Annotated in this window: 17 protein-coding genes; 10 read left to right on the top strand and 7 right to left on the bottom strand. The window is 37.1% G+C overall.

Annotation, left to right across the window (positions count from 1 at the left end):
- The first annotated feature begins 14 nt into the window (after positions 1-14).
- On the top strand, positions 15-1,310 hold the full coding sequence (locus B3P23_RS18440) for a voltage-gated chloride channel family protein (RefSeq protein WP_293928650.1): 1,296 nt from the start codon (positions 15-17) through the stop codon (positions 1,308-1,310).
- 65 nt (positions 1,311-1,375) lie between these two features.
- On the opposite strand, the gene B3P23_RS18435 is transcribed toward B3P23_RS18440, so the two are convergent.
- From B3P23_RS18435 to B3P23_RS18415, 5 genes are all read right to left on the bottom strand, one after another.
- Positions 1,376-3,109 (bottom strand): thiamine pyrophosphate-dependent enzyme, encoded by a 1,734-nt coding sequence (locus B3P23_RS18435; protein WP_045752840.1) that lies wholly within the window; start codon positions 3,107-3,109, stop codon positions 1,376-1,378.
- 94 nt (positions 3,110-3,203) lie between these two features.
- The gene (gene mgtE, locus B3P23_RS18430; protein WP_248754219.1) at positions 3,204-4,520 is read right to left on the bottom strand and encodes a magnesium transporter; all 1,317 of its coding nucleotides are present in this window, start codon (positions 4,518-4,520) and stop codon (positions 3,204-3,206) included.
- A 66-nt stretch (positions 4,521-4,586) separates the two neighbouring features.
- Positions 4,587-5,291: a dipeptidase PepE gene (gene pepE / locus B3P23_RS18425; RefSeq protein ID WP_293928649.1), complete on the bottom strand. Its 705-nt coding sequence runs from the start codon at positions 5,289-5,291 to the stop codon at positions 4,587-4,589.
- Positions 5,292-5,474: 183 nt separating this feature from the next.
- The gene (locus B3P23_RS18420) at positions 5,475-5,663 is read right to left on the bottom strand and encodes an Arc family DNA binding domain-containing protein (RefSeq protein ID WP_108157420.1); all 189 of its coding nucleotides are present in this window, start codon (positions 5,661-5,663) and stop codon (positions 5,475-5,477) included.
- 19 nt (positions 5,664-5,682) lie between these two features.
- The gene (locus B3P23_RS18415; protein ID WP_293928648.1) at positions 5,683-6,555 is read right to left on the bottom strand and encodes an SPFH domain-containing protein; all 873 of its coding nucleotides are present in this window, start codon (positions 6,553-6,555) and stop codon (positions 5,683-5,685) included.
- Between the two features lie 118 nt (positions 6,556-6,673).
- On the opposite strand from B3P23_RS18415, the gene B3P23_RS18410 reads away from it, so the two are divergent.
- The 5 genes from B3P23_RS18410 (at position 6,674) to B3P23_RS18390 (ending at position 10,919) form a co-directional block, all read left to right on the top strand.
- Positions 6,674-7,159: a DNA-deoxyinosine glycosylase gene (locus B3P23_RS18410; protein ID WP_293928647.1), complete on the top strand. Its 486-nt coding sequence runs from the start codon at positions 6,674-6,676 to the stop codon at positions 7,157-7,159.
- Positions 7,160-7,218: 59 nt separating this feature from the next.
- Positions 7,219-8,397, top strand: coding sequence for an AIR synthase related protein (locus B3P23_RS18405; RefSeq protein WP_293928646.1), 1,179 nt, complete (start codon positions 7,219-7,221; stop codon positions 8,395-8,397).
- A 51-nt stretch (positions 8,398-8,448) separates the two neighbouring features.
- On the top strand, positions 8,449-8,883 hold the full coding sequence (locus tag B3P23_RS18400; protein ID WP_045756124.1) for an ATP-dependent zinc protease: 435 nt from the start codon (positions 8,449-8,451) through the stop codon (positions 8,881-8,883).
- Between the two features lie 66 nt (positions 8,884-8,949).
- On the top strand, positions 8,950-9,882 hold the full coding sequence (gene rimK, locus B3P23_RS18395; protein ID WP_045756123.1) for a 30S ribosomal protein S6--L-glutamate ligase: 933 nt from the start codon (positions 8,950-8,952) through the stop codon (positions 9,880-9,882).
- Positions 9,883-10,061: 179 nt separating this feature from the next.
- Complete coding sequence (locus B3P23_RS18390; protein WP_293928645.1) at positions 10,062-10,919, top strand: fumarylacetoacetate hydrolase family protein; 858 nt, start codon at positions 10,062-10,064, stop codon at positions 10,917-10,919.
- 62 nt (positions 10,920-10,981) lie between these two features.
- Here the strand turns inward: B3P23_RS18390 and B3P23_RS18385 are convergent, their stop codons facing one another.
- On the bottom strand, positions 10,982-11,656 hold the full coding sequence (locus tag B3P23_RS18385) for a head GIN domain-containing protein (protein ID WP_293928644.1): 675 nt from the start codon (positions 11,654-11,656) through the stop codon (positions 10,982-10,984).
- A 176-nt stretch (positions 11,657-11,832) separates the two neighbouring features.
- Positions 11,833-12,912 carry a class II fructose-bisphosphate aldolase gene (gene fbaA / locus B3P23_RS18380; RefSeq protein ID WP_094773615.1) on the bottom strand — a complete coding sequence of 360 codons (1,080 nt, stop codon included), beginning with the start codon at positions 12,910-12,912 and terminating at the stop codon, positions 11,833-11,835.
- A gap of 265 nt (positions 12,913-13,177) precedes the next feature.
- Here fbaA and B3P23_RS18375 point away from each other — a divergent pair, with 265 nt between their 5' ends.
- From B3P23_RS18375 to B3P23_RS18360, 4 genes are all read left to right on the top strand, one after another.
- Positions 13,178-13,525 carry an ArsC family reductase gene (locus B3P23_RS18375; protein ID WP_094773614.1) on the top strand — a complete coding sequence of 116 codons (348 nt, stop codon included), beginning with the start codon at positions 13,178-13,180 and terminating at the stop codon, positions 13,523-13,525.
- An 87-nt stretch (positions 13,526-13,612) separates the two neighbouring features.
- Positions 13,613-15,562 (top strand): M1 family metallopeptidase, encoded by a 1,950-nt coding sequence (locus B3P23_RS18370; protein WP_293928641.1) that lies wholly within the window; start codon positions 13,613-13,615, stop codon positions 15,560-15,562.
- Positions 15,563-15,671: 109 nt separating this feature from the next.
- Complete coding sequence (locus B3P23_RS18365; RefSeq protein WP_293928639.1) at positions 15,672-16,376, top strand: hypothetical protein; 705 nt, start codon at positions 15,672-15,674, stop codon at positions 16,374-16,376.
- 414 nt (positions 16,377-16,790) lie between these two features.
- Positions 16,791-18,278, top strand: a complete 1,488-nt coding sequence (locus B3P23_RS18360; protein WP_248754226.1) for an amino acid permease — start codon at positions 16,791-16,793, stop codon at positions 18,276-18,278.
- Positions 18,279-18,320: the final 42 nt, after the last annotated feature.

Here is an 18,320-nt window from a genome sequence, read left to right as displayed (position 1 = left end):
ATGATCAAGTAGACATGTTGACAAAAAAAAATATCTTTTCAAAATTTGCCTTTCAGCGTACAATCATTTTCATTTTAAAGTGGTTGTCGATTACGGTGCTCATCGGCATTATAGTCGGTTCTATTTCGGCATTTTTTCTGTCCAGTTTATCTTGGGTCACCAACTATCGCGAACTTCATCCAGCGATTATCGTTGGATTACCAATAGCCGGTTTACTAATTGGCATATTATATTATTACTATGGAGGCCTCTCCAGTAAAGGAAACAACCTCCTACTTAAAGAATACTATCAAAGCGAACAGACTATCCCGCTAAGGATGGCGCCCCTAGTTTTAGTTAGCACACTTCTAACGCATCTTTTTGGAGGATCTGCAGGACGAGAAGGCACAGCTGTACAAATCGGTGGAGCTATCGCTGATCAATGTACCCGAGTTTTCAAACTCAATCAGGACGATCGTAAGATTTTAATCATTATGGGTATCAGTGCTGGTTTTGCTTCTGTTTTTGGAACACCTTGGGCGGGAGCAATATTTGGATTGGAAGTGATTACTGGAGGTAAATCAAGATTAAAAGCATTTATACCCAGCATCATAGTCGCCTTTGTAGCCAACTATGCCTGCTCATTTTGGAATGTAGCTCACACGCATTATCAGATCCATGAGAGCATACCTGCAATAAATAGTCAGTATATGCTCTATACAATTGCAGCAGGTGTTGTTTTTGGACTAGCAGCATATCTATTTACACGATGCAGCGATCTCTTTACGGCTATTTTCAACCAGATAAACTATCCCCCACTGCGGCCTTTTATTGGAGGATTAATATTGGTGGCCACCATTTGGTTATTAGGAAATACACGATATATTGGCTTAGGTATCCCAACGATATTAGCATCTTTTGATAGTCCTTTAAATGCTTATGATTTTTTGATCAAGCTCTTATTAACCACTTTCACACTAGCTGCCGGATTTAAAGGAGGAGAGGTAACGCCCTTGTTTTTCATTGGTGCTACCCTTGGCAATGCCCTTTTTAGTATCATTCCATTACCTTTGGGACTATTGGCAGCAATGGGCTTTATCGCTGTCTTTGCCGGAGCAACCAACACACCGTTAGCGTGTTTAATAATGGGTATTGAGTTATTCGGATATGAAGCAGGTATTTATTTCACTGTAGCGTGCCTGATCGCGTATTTTTGCTCAGGCTCAACAGGCATATACGCCACTCAAATGCAAAAGGGACCAAAGCATCGGTTTTATCTCCATTTGCGAACTCGAAGAGCAAGTCTATACGATAAGTTAAAGAACTTCTAAAAGCTAGAAAAACAGCTCATGGATCATCATTAAATGAATAAGCCATGAACTGTCTATTATATGCGCTATAGCTCTTTAAGATGTTTGTAATTAGATTTTATGGTATCAATTACTTCCTGCATTTTTCCACCCAGCATTAATTTAGACATCGATTTGGCCATACCTACCATTTGATCAAAATCAACTTTTGGGGGCATTGCCAATGCATTGGGATTGGTAAACACATTAAGAAGAATAGGTCCGGGATGTGACAGGGCAAATTCAACTGCATTTCGAACCTCTTCAGGCTTGCGAACATTTATACCTTTAAAGCCCATCGCCTGTGCAATGGCTGCAAAATCTGGATTTACCATATCAGTTTCATTATCAGGTAAACCGGCAACTTCCATCTCCAATTTTACCATACCCAAAGCCCTATTATTAAAGACGATTATTTTTATCGGCAATTGATACTGATTGATTGTAGCCAAATCTCCAAGCAGCATCGACAATCCACCATCGCCACATAAAGCAATTACTTGTCGCTCTGGATGAGACAAAGCTGCCCCTATTGCCATTGGCATAGCATTGGCCATAGATCCATGATTAAAAGAACCGAGCATCTGCCTCTTACCAGTCCCTGTGATAAAACGCGCTCCCCATACACAAGTCATTCCGGTATCTACGGTAAATATGGCACTATCCGTCGCTAATTCATTGATACAATGAGCCAAATACTCCGGTTGAATGGTATCTTCTCCCCCTTTCTCTTCCATAAAACTGCGCATATTATCCTTTACTTTTTCGTAGATCTTAAGCTGAGCTTCCAGGAAACTAGCATCTTCTTTTTGTTCCAGTAAAGGTAGAAGGGCTTGTAAAGTATGTTTGATATCACCACATAAGCCCATCTCCAATTTTGCGCGTCGACCTAACCGTTCGACAGCTGTATCAATCTGAATAATCTTATTATCAGTAGGCATAAACTTATCATAAGGAAAATCTGTTCCTAGCAATAAAATCAAATCTGACTCATGCATACTTTGGTATGCCGCAGCTTGCCCAAGCAGACCAGTCATTCCTATTTCATAGGGATTATCATGTTGAATCCCCATTTTACCCCTAAAAGAATATCCTACGGGAGCCAAAATCTTTTGAGACAATTGGACCACCTCAGCATGCGCACCAGAAGCACCTATACCACAAAAAACAGTTACACATTTACTCGAATTAATAACTTTTGCTAGTACATCCAGCTCATCATCCGAAGGTCTAATGACGGGGTTTACATGGAACAATTGAGTCGAAACAATAGATTCTTCAGCTTTCATCTCCGAGACATCGCCAGGTAAACCAATAACAGCAACACCCTTTTGTCCGATAGCATGTTGTATTGCTGTTTGAATGATTCTTGGTGCTTGCTCTGCAGTAGTGATTAATTGATTATAACAACTGCAGTCATCAAAGAGCTTGATGGTATTTGTTTCCTGAAAATAGCCCATTCCCATTTCAGGCGTGTTTATCGTCGATGCGATCACAATGAGGGGAACATGAGAACGATGAGCATCGTACATACCATTGATCAGATGCACATGTCCTGGACCGCAACTACCCGCACAACAAGCAATTCCATCTAATTCCGCTTCGGCAGCAGCGGCATAAGCCCCAACCTCCTCATGACGGACATGAATCCATTTGATCCGACCATCTTTACGGATTGCTTCATTAAAAAAATTTAGACTATCTCCTGTAACCGCATATACACGTTTTACGCCTGCTTCAACTAGCATTTCAACTAACTGATCTGCAACAATCTTTGCCATAATAAATCATTTAAGTCAAAGAGCAATCAATAGCTCTCCAACTTAAATAACAATAAAAATTACAATCAGTTTTAAAATTTTCTGTTAAGAAAGGTTATAATAATTTACCAGCTAAAAATAATCCCGCAACAGTAAAGTAAATAATCAATCCAGATACATCAACCAAAGTCGCGACAAATGGTGCAGAAGCAGTCGCTGGATCCAAGCCAAATCTTCGTAAGACAAATGGAATAACAGATCCCGATAAAGTACCCCAAAGAACAACAAATAGCAAAGATAAGGAAACACTTAAAGCAATATATACCCAATAGATACCATAGTCATAAATCCCTAATTCTTGCCATAATAAGATTCTCAAAAATCCAATAAGACCAAGTATACCCCCTAAAATCAGTCCAGAGGAAATCTCTCTTTTCATCACATACCACCAATCCTTCAATTTGATCTCTCCCAAGGCCATAGCACGAATAATTAAGGAAGCCGCCTGCGACCCTGAATTACCACCACTCGAAATAATCAGTGGCACAAACAAAGCAAGCACGACCGCTTTTTCAATTTCTCCGTCAAAATAAGCCATCGCCGAAGCAGTAAGCATTTCACTTAAAAATAGAATAATCAACCAACCTGCTCGTTTTTGAATTAACTTTAACAAAGGGGTTTTTGTATAGGCAACGTCAAGTTCATCCATACCACCAAAACGATGGATATCCTCCGTGTCTCGATCTTCAATCTGATCCAGCACATCATCAAAGGTGACAATTCCAACCAAAACACCATTTTCTGTCGTTATAGGCAGTGCACTGCGATCATATTTTTTAAAAATCTCAAAGGCTTCCTCCATGGGAGTCACCGCTTTTATGGAGACGAAATTATAATCGATCAATTCTGAAATCTTAGTATCCGCATCAGCTAATAGCAGTTCGCCAATTTTCAAATCATCAATCAATACATTATTTTCATCGACCACATAAATAAAATTTAAGGTTTCAGCTTTCTTACCAAATAACTTAATATGTTTAAATACATGTTCAACTGTAAAATAAGGTCGTACTTGTACGTACATGGGCGTCATCAAACGGGCAATACTGTTTTCGGCATAACCAATCAACTTTAGCGCCAACTGCTTCTCACGTTCATTCAATAGATTGATTAAATACTTAATCAGATCATCGGGTAATTCAGAAAACAACTGATTCCTAATATCCGGTTTCAGATTATTAAGCAATTCCGATAATTGCGACTCCGATAGAGATCGCGCCAATCTATATTGAACATCCTTCTCTAAAAAAGAAAAAATTTCGAGTCTTAATTCAAAATCATATTGATTGAATTGTTGATACAGGGCCTCTTGATCCAATGTACTTAGAGCCTCGGCAAGATCTGCGGGATGTATTTTTATTTTTTTACCCATACATAGTTACTTTTTTGTCTCCGCGAGATGTTGAAAACTAAACGAAAAATATCATGATAGAAATATTCAAAATTGAAGGTTGCCAGGCTGGAGCTCAATCGGTTCCTTCCCTTGTTGAAACAATCTGGCGGATAAAGTACCCTTAAGTTCAATTTGAGCATTTTCAACATGGAGCCAGCTCCCCTCTCTCAAGCCTAAAACAGCTTGAGTATTAAATTGATGAAACTCGCGTATTCGGGTTTCTCTTGTTTCACCTTTATGGGTAGAATTGGGATCCGGATCAAGATAATGAGGATTAAGATTGAAAGGTAAAAATTGCAAGGCATCAAAACTAGGCGGATATACAATGGGCATATCGTTAGTTGTTCCGATTGTCAATCCAGTTAAATTAGATCCTGCAGAGGTACCAACATATCGCAATCCTGCGGCGACTGCTGCCTTCAAATCATTGACAAGGTCTAATTCATACAAGGTCTTCAACAAAAGAAAAGTATTTCCCCCACCGATAAAAATCGCCTTTGCCTGCCCAATCGCCTCTTTTTGATCCGAATAAGTGTGTAAACCGCTCACACGAATACCTTTATCTGCCAGAGCTGTCTGCACATTTGCCGTGTATTCATCATAAGAAATACCAGAAGGTCTTGCGTAGGGTACAAAAATCAATTCATCAGTTTGAATAAAATCAACCAAATCGTCTTTTATATAAGTCAAAAAAGAACTTCCGTGAATGGTGCTCGTACTGATAACAAGCAATCTAATATTACTATTCATATCCATTATCTTACTACCTAAAAATCCTTCAAATTTAGAATTTATTATGTTATTCCAATACAAAAAAAGCTAGCGTGAAAAAGATTTAATAAAATCTTTATTTTCACGCTAGCCCAATTGTATCTCTGCAACAGAATCAATTTACTACTCTTACTCCGGATTAAAAATTATTCTAAAAAATCTTCATTCTATCGACTTATTGACATCGGTCTTCTTTTTTTTATCCTCCAAGCGCTTCTCCTGTTTCAAAGCCTTGTGCAATAAATATTCAATTTGCCCATTCACGCTCCTAAATTCGTCGGCAGACCATTTTTCCAATGCTTTATATACATCACTCTCTATCCGGAGCATGAAATTCTTTTTTTCCGCCATACTTTTTAACTTACTTATACTATTGATACAAAGTCCCTGTGTTCAATACTGGAGAGGCTGCCTTTTCACCACACAGTACGACCATAAGATTGCTCACCATAGCTGCTTTTTTGTCATTATCCAATTCTACAATATCCTTTTCGGACAACCTTTGTAAAGCCATCTCCACCATTCCTACTGCACCTTCAACAATTTTGGCACGTGCAGCAACAATTGCCGTAGCTTGTTGTCGCTGTAACATCGCCCCAGCAATCTCCGATGCATAAGCCAAATGACTGATACGCGCCTCTTTGATGATAATACCAGCAGGAGCCAATCGGTCTAACAGCTCTTTTTCCAATATATGATTTACGGTATCACCACCCTCACGCAACGTGATTGTAGCTTGATTGTTGGGATAGATTTCTAAATTATCATACGGAAAACTCCCTGCCAGATGCCTCACCGCTGCCTCACTTTGCGTACGGACATAAGAAGTGTAATTCGTGACATCATAAGTTGCTTTGTAGGTATCCCCTACCTGCCAAACAATAACTGCACCGATCTCAATAGGATTTCCCATCTTATCATTGACCTTTAACGTCTGACCTTGCAAGTTATCCGATCGTAAACTAACATTTAAGGTCGAATATAAAGGATTGACAAAAAATAATCCATTTTCTTTTACTGTACCCACGTAACGTCCAAAAAAATTCAAAACACGGGAATGGTTTGGATTAATAATCATTAAACCCTTTAATAAGAATAAAGCAGTTAAAATACATAAAATCCCCACCACTACATACCATCCAGAATCATTCGCTTGAAAGAAGCAGACAATACCCAATACAAAAAGAATAATAGCCATTAATAGCGCTAAATAGCCAGACAAGGGTTTAATTAATTTTTCCATAATTTAATATTTGATATTATTTTGATATCAAATATATACCATAAAGATGTCATTTCCAAAAAAAATATTTAATATCAAAAAGTAATTTTTATCTTCGTTATTATTGCATATATACCCCATGTTTAAACAATCTTTTTTACCCATTGAGCATAAAGAAATTCAGATCTTAATATTAGGTTCATTGCCTGGAGATAAATCGATTCATGAGCAACAATATTATGCCCATCCTCAAAATCGGTTTTGGAAATTAATGCAGCACATTTTCAACAAGACTGCTCCGCTTTCTTATCCTCAAAAGCTCGACTTGCTATTAGAAAATCAGATTGGACTGTGGGATGTATGTGCCCGAGCCAAAAGAAAGGGAAGTATGGATCTTGATATTGTAGAAGAGATACCGAATGATCTTCCGCATTTCATTTCACAGCACCCGCGATTAGAGACGATCATTTTCAATGGACAAAAAGCCCATCATGTATATGAAAAGCATTTTACAAAGAGCGAACACTATCAATATTATACACTACCTAGTACCAGTCCCGCAAATGCGCGATACTCTTTGGAAAAATTACTTCAGGAATGGTCACTTTTATTAAAAAAAGATTAACAAATATTTCCTACAATAAAATCTTAAAATTCATATTGAATCCTTATTTTTGCAGCAACATGTCAGATTTAAAATATAACCAAAGAGGTGTATCCGCAGGTAAAGAGGATGTACACAATGCTATTAAGAACATCGATAAAGGATTGTATCCAAAAGCTTTTTGTAAAATCATCCCTGATATTCTAGGAGGTGATGAGCAGTGGTGTAATATTATGCACGCTGATGGCGCAGGCACAAAATCTTCCTTGGCCTATGTTTACTGGAAAGAAACAGGTGATCTATCGGTATGGCGAGGAATAGCTCAAGATGCGATTATCATGAATTTAGATGATTTACTTTGTGTAGGTGCTACTGATAATATCCTACTATCATCAACCATTGGTCGTAATAAAAATGTCATTCCGGGAGAAGTACTTGCTGAAATTATCAATGGTACTGAAGAAATTCTAGCTGAATTGCGTGAAATGGGCATCGGAATCTATTCAACCGGTGGCGAAACTGCAGATGTAGGTGATCTGGTACGTACCATTATCGTAGATAGTACCGTGACATGCCGCATGAAACGTGAGGACATTATTTCAAATCATAAGATAAAAGCAGGTAATGTAATCGTTGGCTTGTCATCATCAGGTACGGCTACTTACGAAAAAGAATATAATGGTGGTATGGGTTCAAACGGATTGACCTCAGCGCGCCATGATGTTTTTAATAAAAGTATTGCAGAAAAATATGCCGAAAGCTTTGATCCCGCTGTTCCTTATGAACTAGTATTTGCAGGTAGTCAAAATTTAACTGACACCATCACTGTGGAGACAGGAGAAAAAATTACTGCAGGTAAATTGGTACTTTCACCAACTCGCACCTACGCTCCAGTCATCAAACAGATTTTAGATCAGTATCGCTCACAGATTGATGGTATGGTACATTGTTCAGGTGGTGCACAAACAAAAGTTTTGCATTTTGTTGATGAAGTTCATGTCATCAAAGACAACTTATTCCCGATTCCTCCCCTTTTTGAACTAATTCAAAAAGAATCAAACACCGATTGGAAAGAAATGTATAAAGTATTCAATATGGGACATCGTATGGAACTATATGTACCTGAAGAAATCGCATCTGCAATTATTTCAATATCTGAATCTTTTGGTATTCCAGCTCAAATTATTGGTCGCGTAGAAGCATCTGCTACAAAACAGGTAACAGTAAAATCTCCTTACGGCGAATTTGTTTACGAATAATAAAATAGCATGAGGCTTGATTAATCACAAGCCTCATCGTACCCTATAGCCATGAAAGATAAACTAATTGTGGGATGGAAAGAATCATTAGATTTACCAGAACTTGGTATTTTTAACATTGAGGCTAAAGTGGATACTGGAGCAGGCTCCTCTGTTTTACATTGTGAATCATATGAGGTTAAAATAATTGATAATCATAAGTGGATTATTTGCCAAATAATCGTTAATTTTAAAACAGGAGAACTTCGCATATTTAAGTTTCCTGTTTATAGAGAAAAAATCGTCAAAAGTTCATTCGGTCAAAAAGAAAAACGTTATTATATTCTTACGAAAGCAAGATTGTACAATCAATCATTCGAAATCAAGTTATCTTTTAGAAACCGCTCGTCCATGCGATATCCCATGTTATTAGGAAAAAGTTTCCTGTCTAAAAAATTTATCGTGGACGTCTCAAGGTCTAACTTATCTCAAAAAGCCGTTGGATAAAACTAATGTTCATACATATTTGTTAATTTACCAACATTACAATTAAATAATTCTAATCATAGCAAAGTGAAAATCGCTGTATTATCAACAGTTAAAAGCTTATACTCGACACGTCGATTAGTAGAAGCCGCAGAAAAACGTGGACATGAATGCGTTGTCATCGATCATAGCAAATGCTATGTAGGAATTCAACAAGGCAAACCCAGCATCCATTATAAAGGTCAAGATATTTCAGATATTGATGCGATCATCCCCCGTATTGGGGCTTCAGTAACTTTCTATGGTTCGGCCATTGTAAGACAATTTGAAGTTATGGGTGTTATATCTGCCAATCCAAGTCAAGCCATTACCCGCTCAAGAGACAAGCTTCGCTGTATGCAGATCCTCTCCGGAGCAGGAATAGGACTTCCCATTACTGGATTTGCTCGCACAACTTCCGATGTGGACGATCTTATCAGTATGGTTGGTGGTGCACCATTGGTGATCAAACTCTTAGAAGGAACACAGGGAATTGGAGTCGTATTAGCAGAGACTAAAAAAGCTGCATCCTCTGTTATCGAAGCTTTTTACGGCTTGGGAAATAATATATTAATCCAAGAGTATATCAAGGAAGCAAAGGGAACAGATATTCGTGCTTTTGTAGTCGGAGGAAAAGTAGTCGGTGCAATGAAAAGAACAGCCAAAGAAGGCGAATTCAGATCAAACATCCACCGCGGAGGAACCGCTGAGATTATCAGGCTGACGAAGAGCGAGCGGGAGACGGCTATTGCTGCTGCGGCCTCTATGGGTTTAACAGTATGTGGTGTTGATATGATGCCTTCAGACAGAGGCCCATTAGTGCTGGAAGTAAATTCATCTCCAGGATTAGAGGGCATAGAAAAAGCAACAAAAAAAGATATAGCAGGTGAAATAATCATATATCTTGAAAAGCAATATGAATTGAAAAAAGCGGCTAAGCCCGAAATTCGTAAAAAGAAAAAGAAAGAAAGTAATTTATAAAATGGAGGTTCCTAAAAAAAAGGAACCTTTTTTTATAAATAAATTTAAAAACGAAAGAAAATACCAGGAAGTAAAAGCAATGATACAATCAAGCTTTATACGATCACGACATTTTGACAATAGCAAAACGAAAAAATAGGAATATACGGGTACATTTGCCGAATAACTATTTAGATGCTATGAAGCTATTTCGATACGGAAAATTAAATGAAGAAAAAACAGGAATTTTAATCAACAATATCCACTATGATACCTCTGATTTTGGTGAAGATTATGACAATAATTTTCTTGCCACAGGAGGAATTGAACGATTAGAAGCGTTTATTTCAAAAAATCAAACAAATCTTAAAGCAATACCATCCGATAGTCGCATCGGAACTCCAATTGCCAATCCAAATAAAATCGTATGTGTAGGTCTCAACTACTCTGATCATGCAGCAGAAACAGGACTGGTACAAGAGCAAGAGCCTATTTTATTTTTAAAAGCTATCTCGGCATTAAACGGGCCGTTTGATGACATTATGATCCCTAAAAATTCTTTCCATACCGACTGGGAAACTGAACTCGCTGTAGTAATTGGCAAAAAAGGCACCCATGTACCAGTAACAGAATCAACCGATTATATCGCTGGATATGTGATGATGAATGATGTAACCGAGCGTCATTTTATGAAACATCGAGGTGGCACTTGGGACAAAGGAAAAGGATACAATACCTTTGCACCTCTAGGGCCTTATTTTGTAACTAAAGATGAAATCAAAGATGATGGAAATTTACGCATTTGGTTAAAACTTAACGGTACACTCATGCAAGAAGGAAATACAAAAGATTTCATCACTCCTGTCAAAGAATTGATTTCCTATATATCCGACTTCTTTGGCTTATTTCCAGGAGATATTATTTCAACCGGTTCACCATCAGGCACAGGTATAGGTCATGTACCACAACGATTTTTAGTAGAAGGAGACGAAATCGAGTATGGAATAGAAGGATTAGGAATTTCAAAAAATAAAATAATCAACTATCAAAAAGACTAATATTACAGACCTAAAAAAAGCACTTCTGAGACGAAGTGCTTTTTTTAGGTCTGTCCGGCAGCCTATTTGTAATTTATAGTACCACCAGCTAATTTTTTTTCCGATGTGTGTGGAGGTTTACCATAAACATCGATGATACCACCAGCACGAGTTTTAGCGATTATCGAATCTTTAACATACACTACCGCGTTTCCTCCCCCATTAACAGTCACATTGGTCACATCAGTAATTAAATCTTTTCCCTCATACTTGCCTCCGAAATTAGAAATAACATCCTGTGTGATACTTTTTCCCATTAGAGATACGGTAGAACCTGAAGTTGACTTGACATCAACCTTTTTAGTCTCCACATAGACAACGATCAGACCTCCTTCGGCAGCAGATACGCTTAATTGATCAGCAGAAATCTGACTGTTCTGTCTATTGATAATCTTAGCGCCTTTTTTTGCAGATAAGCTTTTCAACGATTGAAAATAGACCTTGACATTGATATTATTTCCCTGTAATGCGTTTAGCGTATTCATCTTGATACGCAATGCACCGTTCTTGTTGATCACTTGAATATTTTCAGAATTAGTTCCTTCGGTCACGACCTCATTGGAAGTACCCTTTATTAATTCGACCTGAATTTTATCCGTAACATCAACGGAGTTAAACGTTCCCACATTTTGCTTTATCTGAGCAATACCCAATTGGGCAATAAAACATAAAATAGCACCTAATCCTAATTTTTTCATAACCATATATTCTATTTGTATAATCATTATACAAAATATGCACCATTTGTGAATTTAACTTACTATTTAGCACATTTTAACAAAAATAATAAAAACAAAGCGTTAACAAAAAAAGCGTATGAAGTGACATACACTTCATACGCTTTAATAACTGCTTTTAGCAGTCGTATACGATATTACAATTTGTTATTGATATCGATCGCATTTAACTCTTGAAAAGCTTGTTTCAAACGAGTTACGAAAGCCTCTTCACCTTTACGTAACCATACGCGAGGATCATAGTATTTCTTATTTGGTGAATCAGCACCTTCAGGATTGCCGATTTGACCTTGCAAGTAATCATGGTTTTTAGCTTCGTATTCACGAACACCATCCCACATAGCCCATTGCATATCTGTATCGATATTCATTTTGATAGCACCGTAAGAAATTGCTTCTTCAATCTCTTCAGGAGAAGAGCCCGATCCACCATGGAAAACAAAATTAACAGGTTTTTCAGCTGTTAAATTGAATTTCTCACGAATATATTCTTGTGAATTATGTAAAATAACAGGTTGTAATTTTACATTTCCTGGTTTATACACACCGTGTACATTGCCAAAGGCAGCTGCTACAGTAAATTTATCAGAAACTTTAGATAATTCTTCGTAAGCATAAGCCACCTCTTCAGGTTGCGTATATAATTTTGAGCTATCAACATCTGAGTTGTCAACACCATCTTCTTCACCACCTGTAACGCCCAGTTCAATTTCTACAGTCATACCAAGTGGTTTCATGCGTGCTAAGTATTTTGCAGAGATTTCGATGTTTTCTTCGATAGGCTCTTCAGATAAATCTAACATATGGGAAGAGAATAATGGTTTGCCATGTTGCGCAAAAAATTTCTCTCCAGCATCTAATAGACCGTCGATCCAAGGTAATAATTTTTTAGCAGCGTGGTCAGTATGCAAAATTACTGCAACACCATAGTGCTCTGCCAATAGATGAACGTGTTGCGCAGCAGCTACAGCACCTAGAATACATGCTTTTAAACCATCATTATTTAATGTTTTACCAGCGTAAAATTGTGCTCCACCATTCGACAACTGAATAATTACAGGTGAGTTAACCGCCTTAGCAGTTTCCATTACAGCATTGATCGAGTTAGTGCCTGTTACATTAACTGCAGGTAATGCGAATTTATGCGTTTTTGCTAATTCGAACAATTCTTGTACTTGATCTCCCGTCAATACACCTTTAAAATCTTTTAGGCTCATATTATAATTTGCTTTTGTTATTTATGGACTAAGTTAAAAAAAAAATATTGTTCTACATAATTTATAAAGTGTACATATTACACTAACACTTATGATTGATCTTCATTTCAGCAACATATAGGTATAATGAATATTAAATACTGTTTATATCAGTTATTAGACATTTCACATAGTATCATCAGAAGTAATTATTATTGCACTATTGCCCCCAATTATTTTGTATATATAATCCAATTCAATAAGTTTGGTTAAAATAGAGTAAAATATGTTACACGTATACGGCATCAAGAACTGCAGCACAGTAAAGAAAGCACTTAATTGGTTAGAAGAAAACAAACTTAATTACACTTTTCACGATTATAAAAAGGAAGGAATTTCGGAAGAGAAATTAAGGGAATGGGAGAAGGAAATCAGTTGGGAAATCTTAGTCAATAAAAAAGGAACAACTTGGAGAAAATTAACTACTGAGGATCAAGCAGCTGTTACAGATGCGAAATCAGCAAATCAGATATTAGTAAAAAATACAAGTATGATCAAACGTCCATTAATAGAAGGTGGTAAACAACTTGTCGTTGGATTCGATGAAAAGGAGTACAGTTCCTTTCTAAAATAATCGTTACAATTACAGTATTTGACCGAAAAAATTTAACAATACATCTTTTCATACTATATTTAGGCAGAACAAGTCCTACAATTTAGTATGAAAAGATTATCCCTATTGTCCATAAGTATTCTGTCCTTATCCTTATCAAGTCTAAGTGTTGCTCAGCAAAAGAATAATTACAATTATACGGAAACATTTGCCCCATTATTTTTCAAGAATAATGGTGATGAATTTCGCTCTGCAAGTGGAAAACCAGGTCCGGCCTATTGGCAGAATAATGCCGACTATAAAATCTCGGCAACATTAGATGATCAAAAAAATACAATTGCAGGAAAAGTCGAAATAAACTACACCAACAATAGTCCCGATCAATTAGACTATGTCTGGCTGCAATTGGACCAAAATATGTTCTCCAAAGAAGGTCGAGGGACTGCTATTACACCATTGACAAAAAGCAGGTACGGCGATGCCAACACCAACTTTGATGGAGGATATACTGTAGCATCAGTTACTGATCAAGCAGGTAATCCCGTGGATTATATCATTACAGATACCCGCATGCAAATTCGACTTCCAAAAGCAATAGCTGCTAAAGGCGGAAAAGCAGGTTTTAAAATACTGTATTCCTACACCATTCCAGAATATGGTGCCGATCGTACGGGGATATTAAAAACAGCAAAAGGCAATATTTTTGCTATTGCACAATGGTTTCCACGATTGTGTGTATATGACAATATCAGAGGTTGGAATACCCTACCGTATACCGGACCAGGAGAATTTTATCGCGAATTTGGTAATTACCAAGTCGAAATCACAGCGCCAGCAAATCACATCGTTGTACTCGGAGGCGAATTACTCAATCCTCAAGAAGTATTTACGTCAGAACAGTTAAAACGATACGAAAACGCGAAAAATAGTGACCAAACAATCGTGATCCGTTCTGCACAAGAAGTCGCTCAAGCAAACTCAAGACCAAACAAAAAAAGTTTAACGTGGAAGTACAGTCTATATAATGCCCAAGATATTGCATGGGCATCTTCTACATCATTTATACTAGATGCTGTAAAAATTAATTTAGCTAGTGGAAAAAAATCACTTGCTATATCCGCATATCCAGAAGAAAGTAACGGCAACAATGCCTGGGAAAGATCGTCCGAATATACAAAAGCAGCAATTGAACATTATTCCAATAAATGGTTTGAATACCCCTACCCTGTAGCGGTCAATGTAGCATCAAACGTCGGAGGAATGGAATATCCAGCGTTATCCTTTTGTGGTAATAGAGCCAAAGCTGGATCTCTATGGGGCGTCACAAATCATGAATTTGGGCATAATTGGTTCCCGATGATTGTGTCCAGCAATGAAAGAGAGTTTGGATGGATGGATGAAGGCTTCAATTCATTCATAAATGAAATCGCAACAGAAAGTTTTAATAATGGCGAATATTTCAAACAAGTGGGTGATCCAAACAGCCAAGCAGTTCGATTTACCGATCCGCGATTGGAAGCGATTATGAATACACCACAAAGCATGGACGAACGTAATATTGGTGTTTTACTTTATTACAAACCAGCTTATGGATTAAAATTACTGCGCAACGAGATCATCGGCAAAGAGCGTTTTGATTTCGCTTTTAAAAAATACATTTCAGATTGGGCATATAAACATCCAACTCCAGAAGATTTTTTCCGCTCCATAGAAAATGGTACAGGTGAAAATTTAAACTGGTTTTGGCGCGGATGGTTTCTAAACAATTGGCGTGTCGATCAAGCCATTACCCAGGTATCGTATATTAAAAATGACCCTAAGCTAGGTGCTGTCATCACTATTCAAAATCTAGAAAAACTACCAATGCCTGTCGTAGTAGAAGCGACAACAGCATCTGGGAAGAAAATCCGCAAAAAATTACCTGTAGAAATTTGGGAAAGAAATAAATCTTTCGATTTCAAGCTTGATTCGCGAGAGCCTTTAACATCTGTCCAACTGGATCCAGATCATGTTTTTCCAGATCATGTTCCCGAAAACAATATCTGGACAGCTAAATAAAAGAATAAAAATCTTCTATACATTTAATTAGGAGATTTTTATTTAAAAAAAATCGTTTTAAGCACATTACTCCTTATAATTATGTATTTTTGATAATAAAACACTGAAAATGAATATAACAATTATACATAGTTTAAGCCTATTTACCATGCTAGGTGTTAGTAGTCTTTTTACTGAAGTGCGAGCACAAGAAAAGGTAAAAGGGATTACGCTGGAACTCACAAGCAGTCAAAGAATAGGTGGAGTTTCAATTAAAAATCTACGTACCAATACAACGGTAGAGACAGATCAAGAAGGTAATTTTGCGATTGATGTTCAATTGAATGACTACTTAGCGATTGAAGCAACTGGTTATGAAAAAGATACAGTCTTTGTATATGATTATGGTGTTAAAAGAATTTATCTCAATCGACTAAACAATGCGATCGAACTGAATGAAGTATATATTGAACGTATGACCGATAGTCGTCTTAAAGCAGAAATAGCGACAACAAAACTCGCTGGTAAATATTCGGATGTAGGGCAAGAACGTGGAGGAATCCGTCTTTCCCCTTCCCGCATATTTGGCAAAGATGCAAAGAAGGCACGTCAAAACTATAAACTCTTAGTTGAAGAACAGCATAAAAGAGTTATTGATCGCAAATTCACAACAGATTTAATCCAGTCTCTAACTCCGCTTAGAGATCCTGAATTAGCTCTTTTTAAAGAGCAATACAGACCTAGCTATAAATTCATTGAGCAAGCCTCAGCAGAGGATATCAAAATTTATGTGATGGATTCCTACAAGAAATTCAATACCAACAAACCAAATTAATTCTTTGGTTTTACCCTTAATGCAAAAGCTTTTAACTGGAATATCCATATCCAGTTAAAAGCTTTTTGTTATTTATGAACTTTTTATGTCCAACTCAAATAAATAAGTTTCAATCTCAACAAATACATTTTGTTCATTGACCAGCCCATCATTCCGCATAGTGGAGGAATTTATCCACCATATGTAAACGTTAAAATATACATCTCTTGGTCCAATATAAAAATTTTACCATTTGTACATCTAAAAAGTCCAAGTTTGCAAAATAATTTACGAAAGCGTATTAAACATTAATTATCACAATATCAATATAGAGAATAAAAAAAACTTCCCTTTTTTTCATTTATTAAACTATATTTGACTTTGAAAAGACAATCAATATTAGTTTAAAAAACAACTCAATTATAAAATAAATATATGCTTTTTAAAAAATCGATTAGCAAGTTAATTGCAGAAGCAGAACTTAACGGTCAGGGAACATTAAAACGTACACTATCCAGTTCTGGTCTTATTGCTTTGGGTGTAGGTGCAATCATTGGTGCCGGATTATTCTCACTAACAGGTATAGCAGCGGCAGATCATGCTGGTCCTGCTGTCGTGCTTTCCTTTATTATCGCAGCTGTGGGCTGTGGTTTTGCAGGATTATGCTACGCCGAATTTGCCTCTATGATCCCGGTTGCTGGATCGGCATATACCTATTCATATGCAACAATGGGCGAATTTATGGCTTGGATCATCGGATGGGATCTTGTATTGGAATATGCACTTGCCGCAGCGACAGTCTCAGTAAGCTGGTCGCAGTACTTCAATCAGCTCTTACTCACATTAGGGGTTGAAATTCCAACACAATTTTTACATGGACCTTGGGAAGGTGGTATTGTGAATGTTCCTGCTATCATTATTGTTTGTTTGCTGTCGTTACTGCTCATGCGCGGTACAGAAGAATCTTCATTTGTAAACAATATCTTAGTTGTATTAAAAGTAGCTGTAGTTTTAATTTTCATCGTATTAGGATGGGGATTCATAGACCCAGCAAATCACACGCCATTCATTCCTGTCAACCATGGTGAAGAACTGGTAAAAAGTGGTCAATTGGGCTTTTGGAGTTTTCTCGGAAGCGATGACTTTGGGCATTTTGGTTTCAGTGGAATTCTAAGAGCGGCAGGCGTTGTCTTTTTTGCTTTTATTGGTTTTGATGCCGTAAGTACTGCTGCACAAGAAGCAAAAAACCCTAAAAAAGGCATGCCGATAGGCATCATCGGATCATTAATTATCTGTACTTTACTTTATGTATTATTTTCTTATGTATTGACAGGTTTAGCACCTTATACGGAATTTAAAGGTGATGCAAAACCAGTTGCTACAGCTTTTGCTAAAACAGGATATACCTTTCTAAACACAGCACTGATCGTAACGATTATTGCAGGTTACACTTCGGTAATCTTAGTTATGTTGCTAGGACAAAGCCGTGTATTTTACTCCATGAGTAAAGATGGTTTATTACCTAAAATATTTTCAGATTTATCCAAAAGACAAACCCCATGGAAAACAAACTTAATCTTCATGGTTTTCGTCAGTATATTTGCAGGATTTGTTCCAGTATCCGATCTAGGTCATATGGTTAGTATAGGTACTTTATTTGCCTTTACTTTAGTTTGTATAGGAATCTTAGTATTGCGTAAGACAGAACCTAATTTGGAAAGACCATTTAAAACTCCATTTGTACCACTTATTCCAGTATTGGGAATATTGGTCTGTGTGCTGATGATGGCTTCTTTACCGATTGAGTCTTGGGAACGCTTAGGTATTTGGATGCTAATTGGTGTCATTATCTATTTTGTATATAGCAAGAAACATTCGAAAATCCGAAAAGAGTATGCCGAAGAACATAAATTAAAAGACTAATAAAAAAAGGCTGTTTCATTGATGCAGTGCCCCCAAAAAGTT

This window comes from Sphingobacterium sp. UBA6320 (genome assembly GCF_002440335.1).
Taxonomy (GTDB): domain Bacteria; phylum Bacteroidota; class Bacteroidia; order Sphingobacteriales; family Sphingobacteriaceae; genus Sphingobacterium.
Note: the sequence above shows the minus strand (reverse complement) of the source record. Positions and strands in the feature narration are given on the sequence as shown.

Bases quoted from the DNA above. Each gene is read 5' to 3' on its own strand.
- mgtE (WP_248754219.1), bottom strand. From the start codon at position 4,520: ATGGGTAAAAAAATAAAAATACATCCCGCAGATCTTGCCGAGGCTCTA.
- B3P23_RS18435 (WP_045752840.1), bottom strand. From the start codon at position 3,109: ATGGCAAAGATTGTTGCAGATCAGTTAGTTGAAATGCTAGTTGAAGCA.
- B3P23_RS18375 (WP_094773614.1), top strand. From the start codon at position 13,178: ATGTTACACGTATACGGCATCAAGAACTGCAGCACAGTAAAGAAAGCA.
- B3P23_RS18400 (WP_045756124.1), top strand. From the start codon at position 8,449: ATGAAAGATAAACTAATTGTGGGATGGAAAGAATCATTAGATTTACCA.
- B3P23_RS18360 (WP_248754226.1), top strand. From the start codon at position 16,791: ATGCTTTTTAAAAAATCGATTAGCAAGTTAATTGCAGAAGCAGAACTT.
- B3P23_RS18420 (WP_108157420.1), bottom strand. From the start codon at position 5,663: ATGGCGGAAAAAAAGAATTTCATGCTCCGGATAGAGAGTGATGTATAT.
- fbaA (WP_094773615.1), bottom strand. From the start codon at position 12,912: ATGAGCCTAAAAGATTTTAAAGGTGTATTGACGGGAGATCAAGTACAA.
- B3P23_RS18415 (WP_293928648.1), bottom strand. From the start codon at position 6,555: ATGGAAAAATTAATTAAACCCTTGTCTGGCTATTTAGCGCTATTAATG.
- B3P23_RS18410 (WP_293928647.1), top strand. From the start codon at position 6,674: ATGTTTAAACAATCTTTTTTACCCATTGAGCATAAAGAAATTCAGATC.
- B3P23_RS18405 (WP_293928646.1), top strand. From the start codon at position 7,219: ATGTCAGATTTAAAATATAACCAAAGAGGTGTATCCGCAGGTAAAGAG.
- B3P23_RS18365 (WP_293928639.1), top strand. From the start codon at position 15,672: ATGAATATAACAATTATACATAGTTTAAGCCTATTTACCATGCTAGGT.
- B3P23_RS18390 (WP_293928645.1), top strand. From the start codon at position 10,062: ATGAAGCTATTTCGATACGGAAAATTAAATGAAGAAAAAACAGGAATT.
- B3P23_RS18440 (WP_293928650.1), top strand. From the start codon at position 15: ATGTTGACAAAAAAAAATATCTTTTCAAAATTTGCCTTTCAGCGTACA.
- pepE (WP_293928649.1), bottom strand. From the start codon at position 5,291: ATGAATAGTAATATTAGATTGCTTGTTATCAGTACGAGCACCATTCAC.
- B3P23_RS18370 (WP_293928641.1), top strand. From the start codon at position 13,613: ATGAAAAGATTATCCCTATTGTCCATAAGTATTCTGTCCTTATCCTTA.
- B3P23_RS18385 (WP_293928644.1), bottom strand. From the start codon at position 11,656: ATGAAAAAATTAGGATTAGGTGCTATTTTATGTTTTATTGCCCAATTG.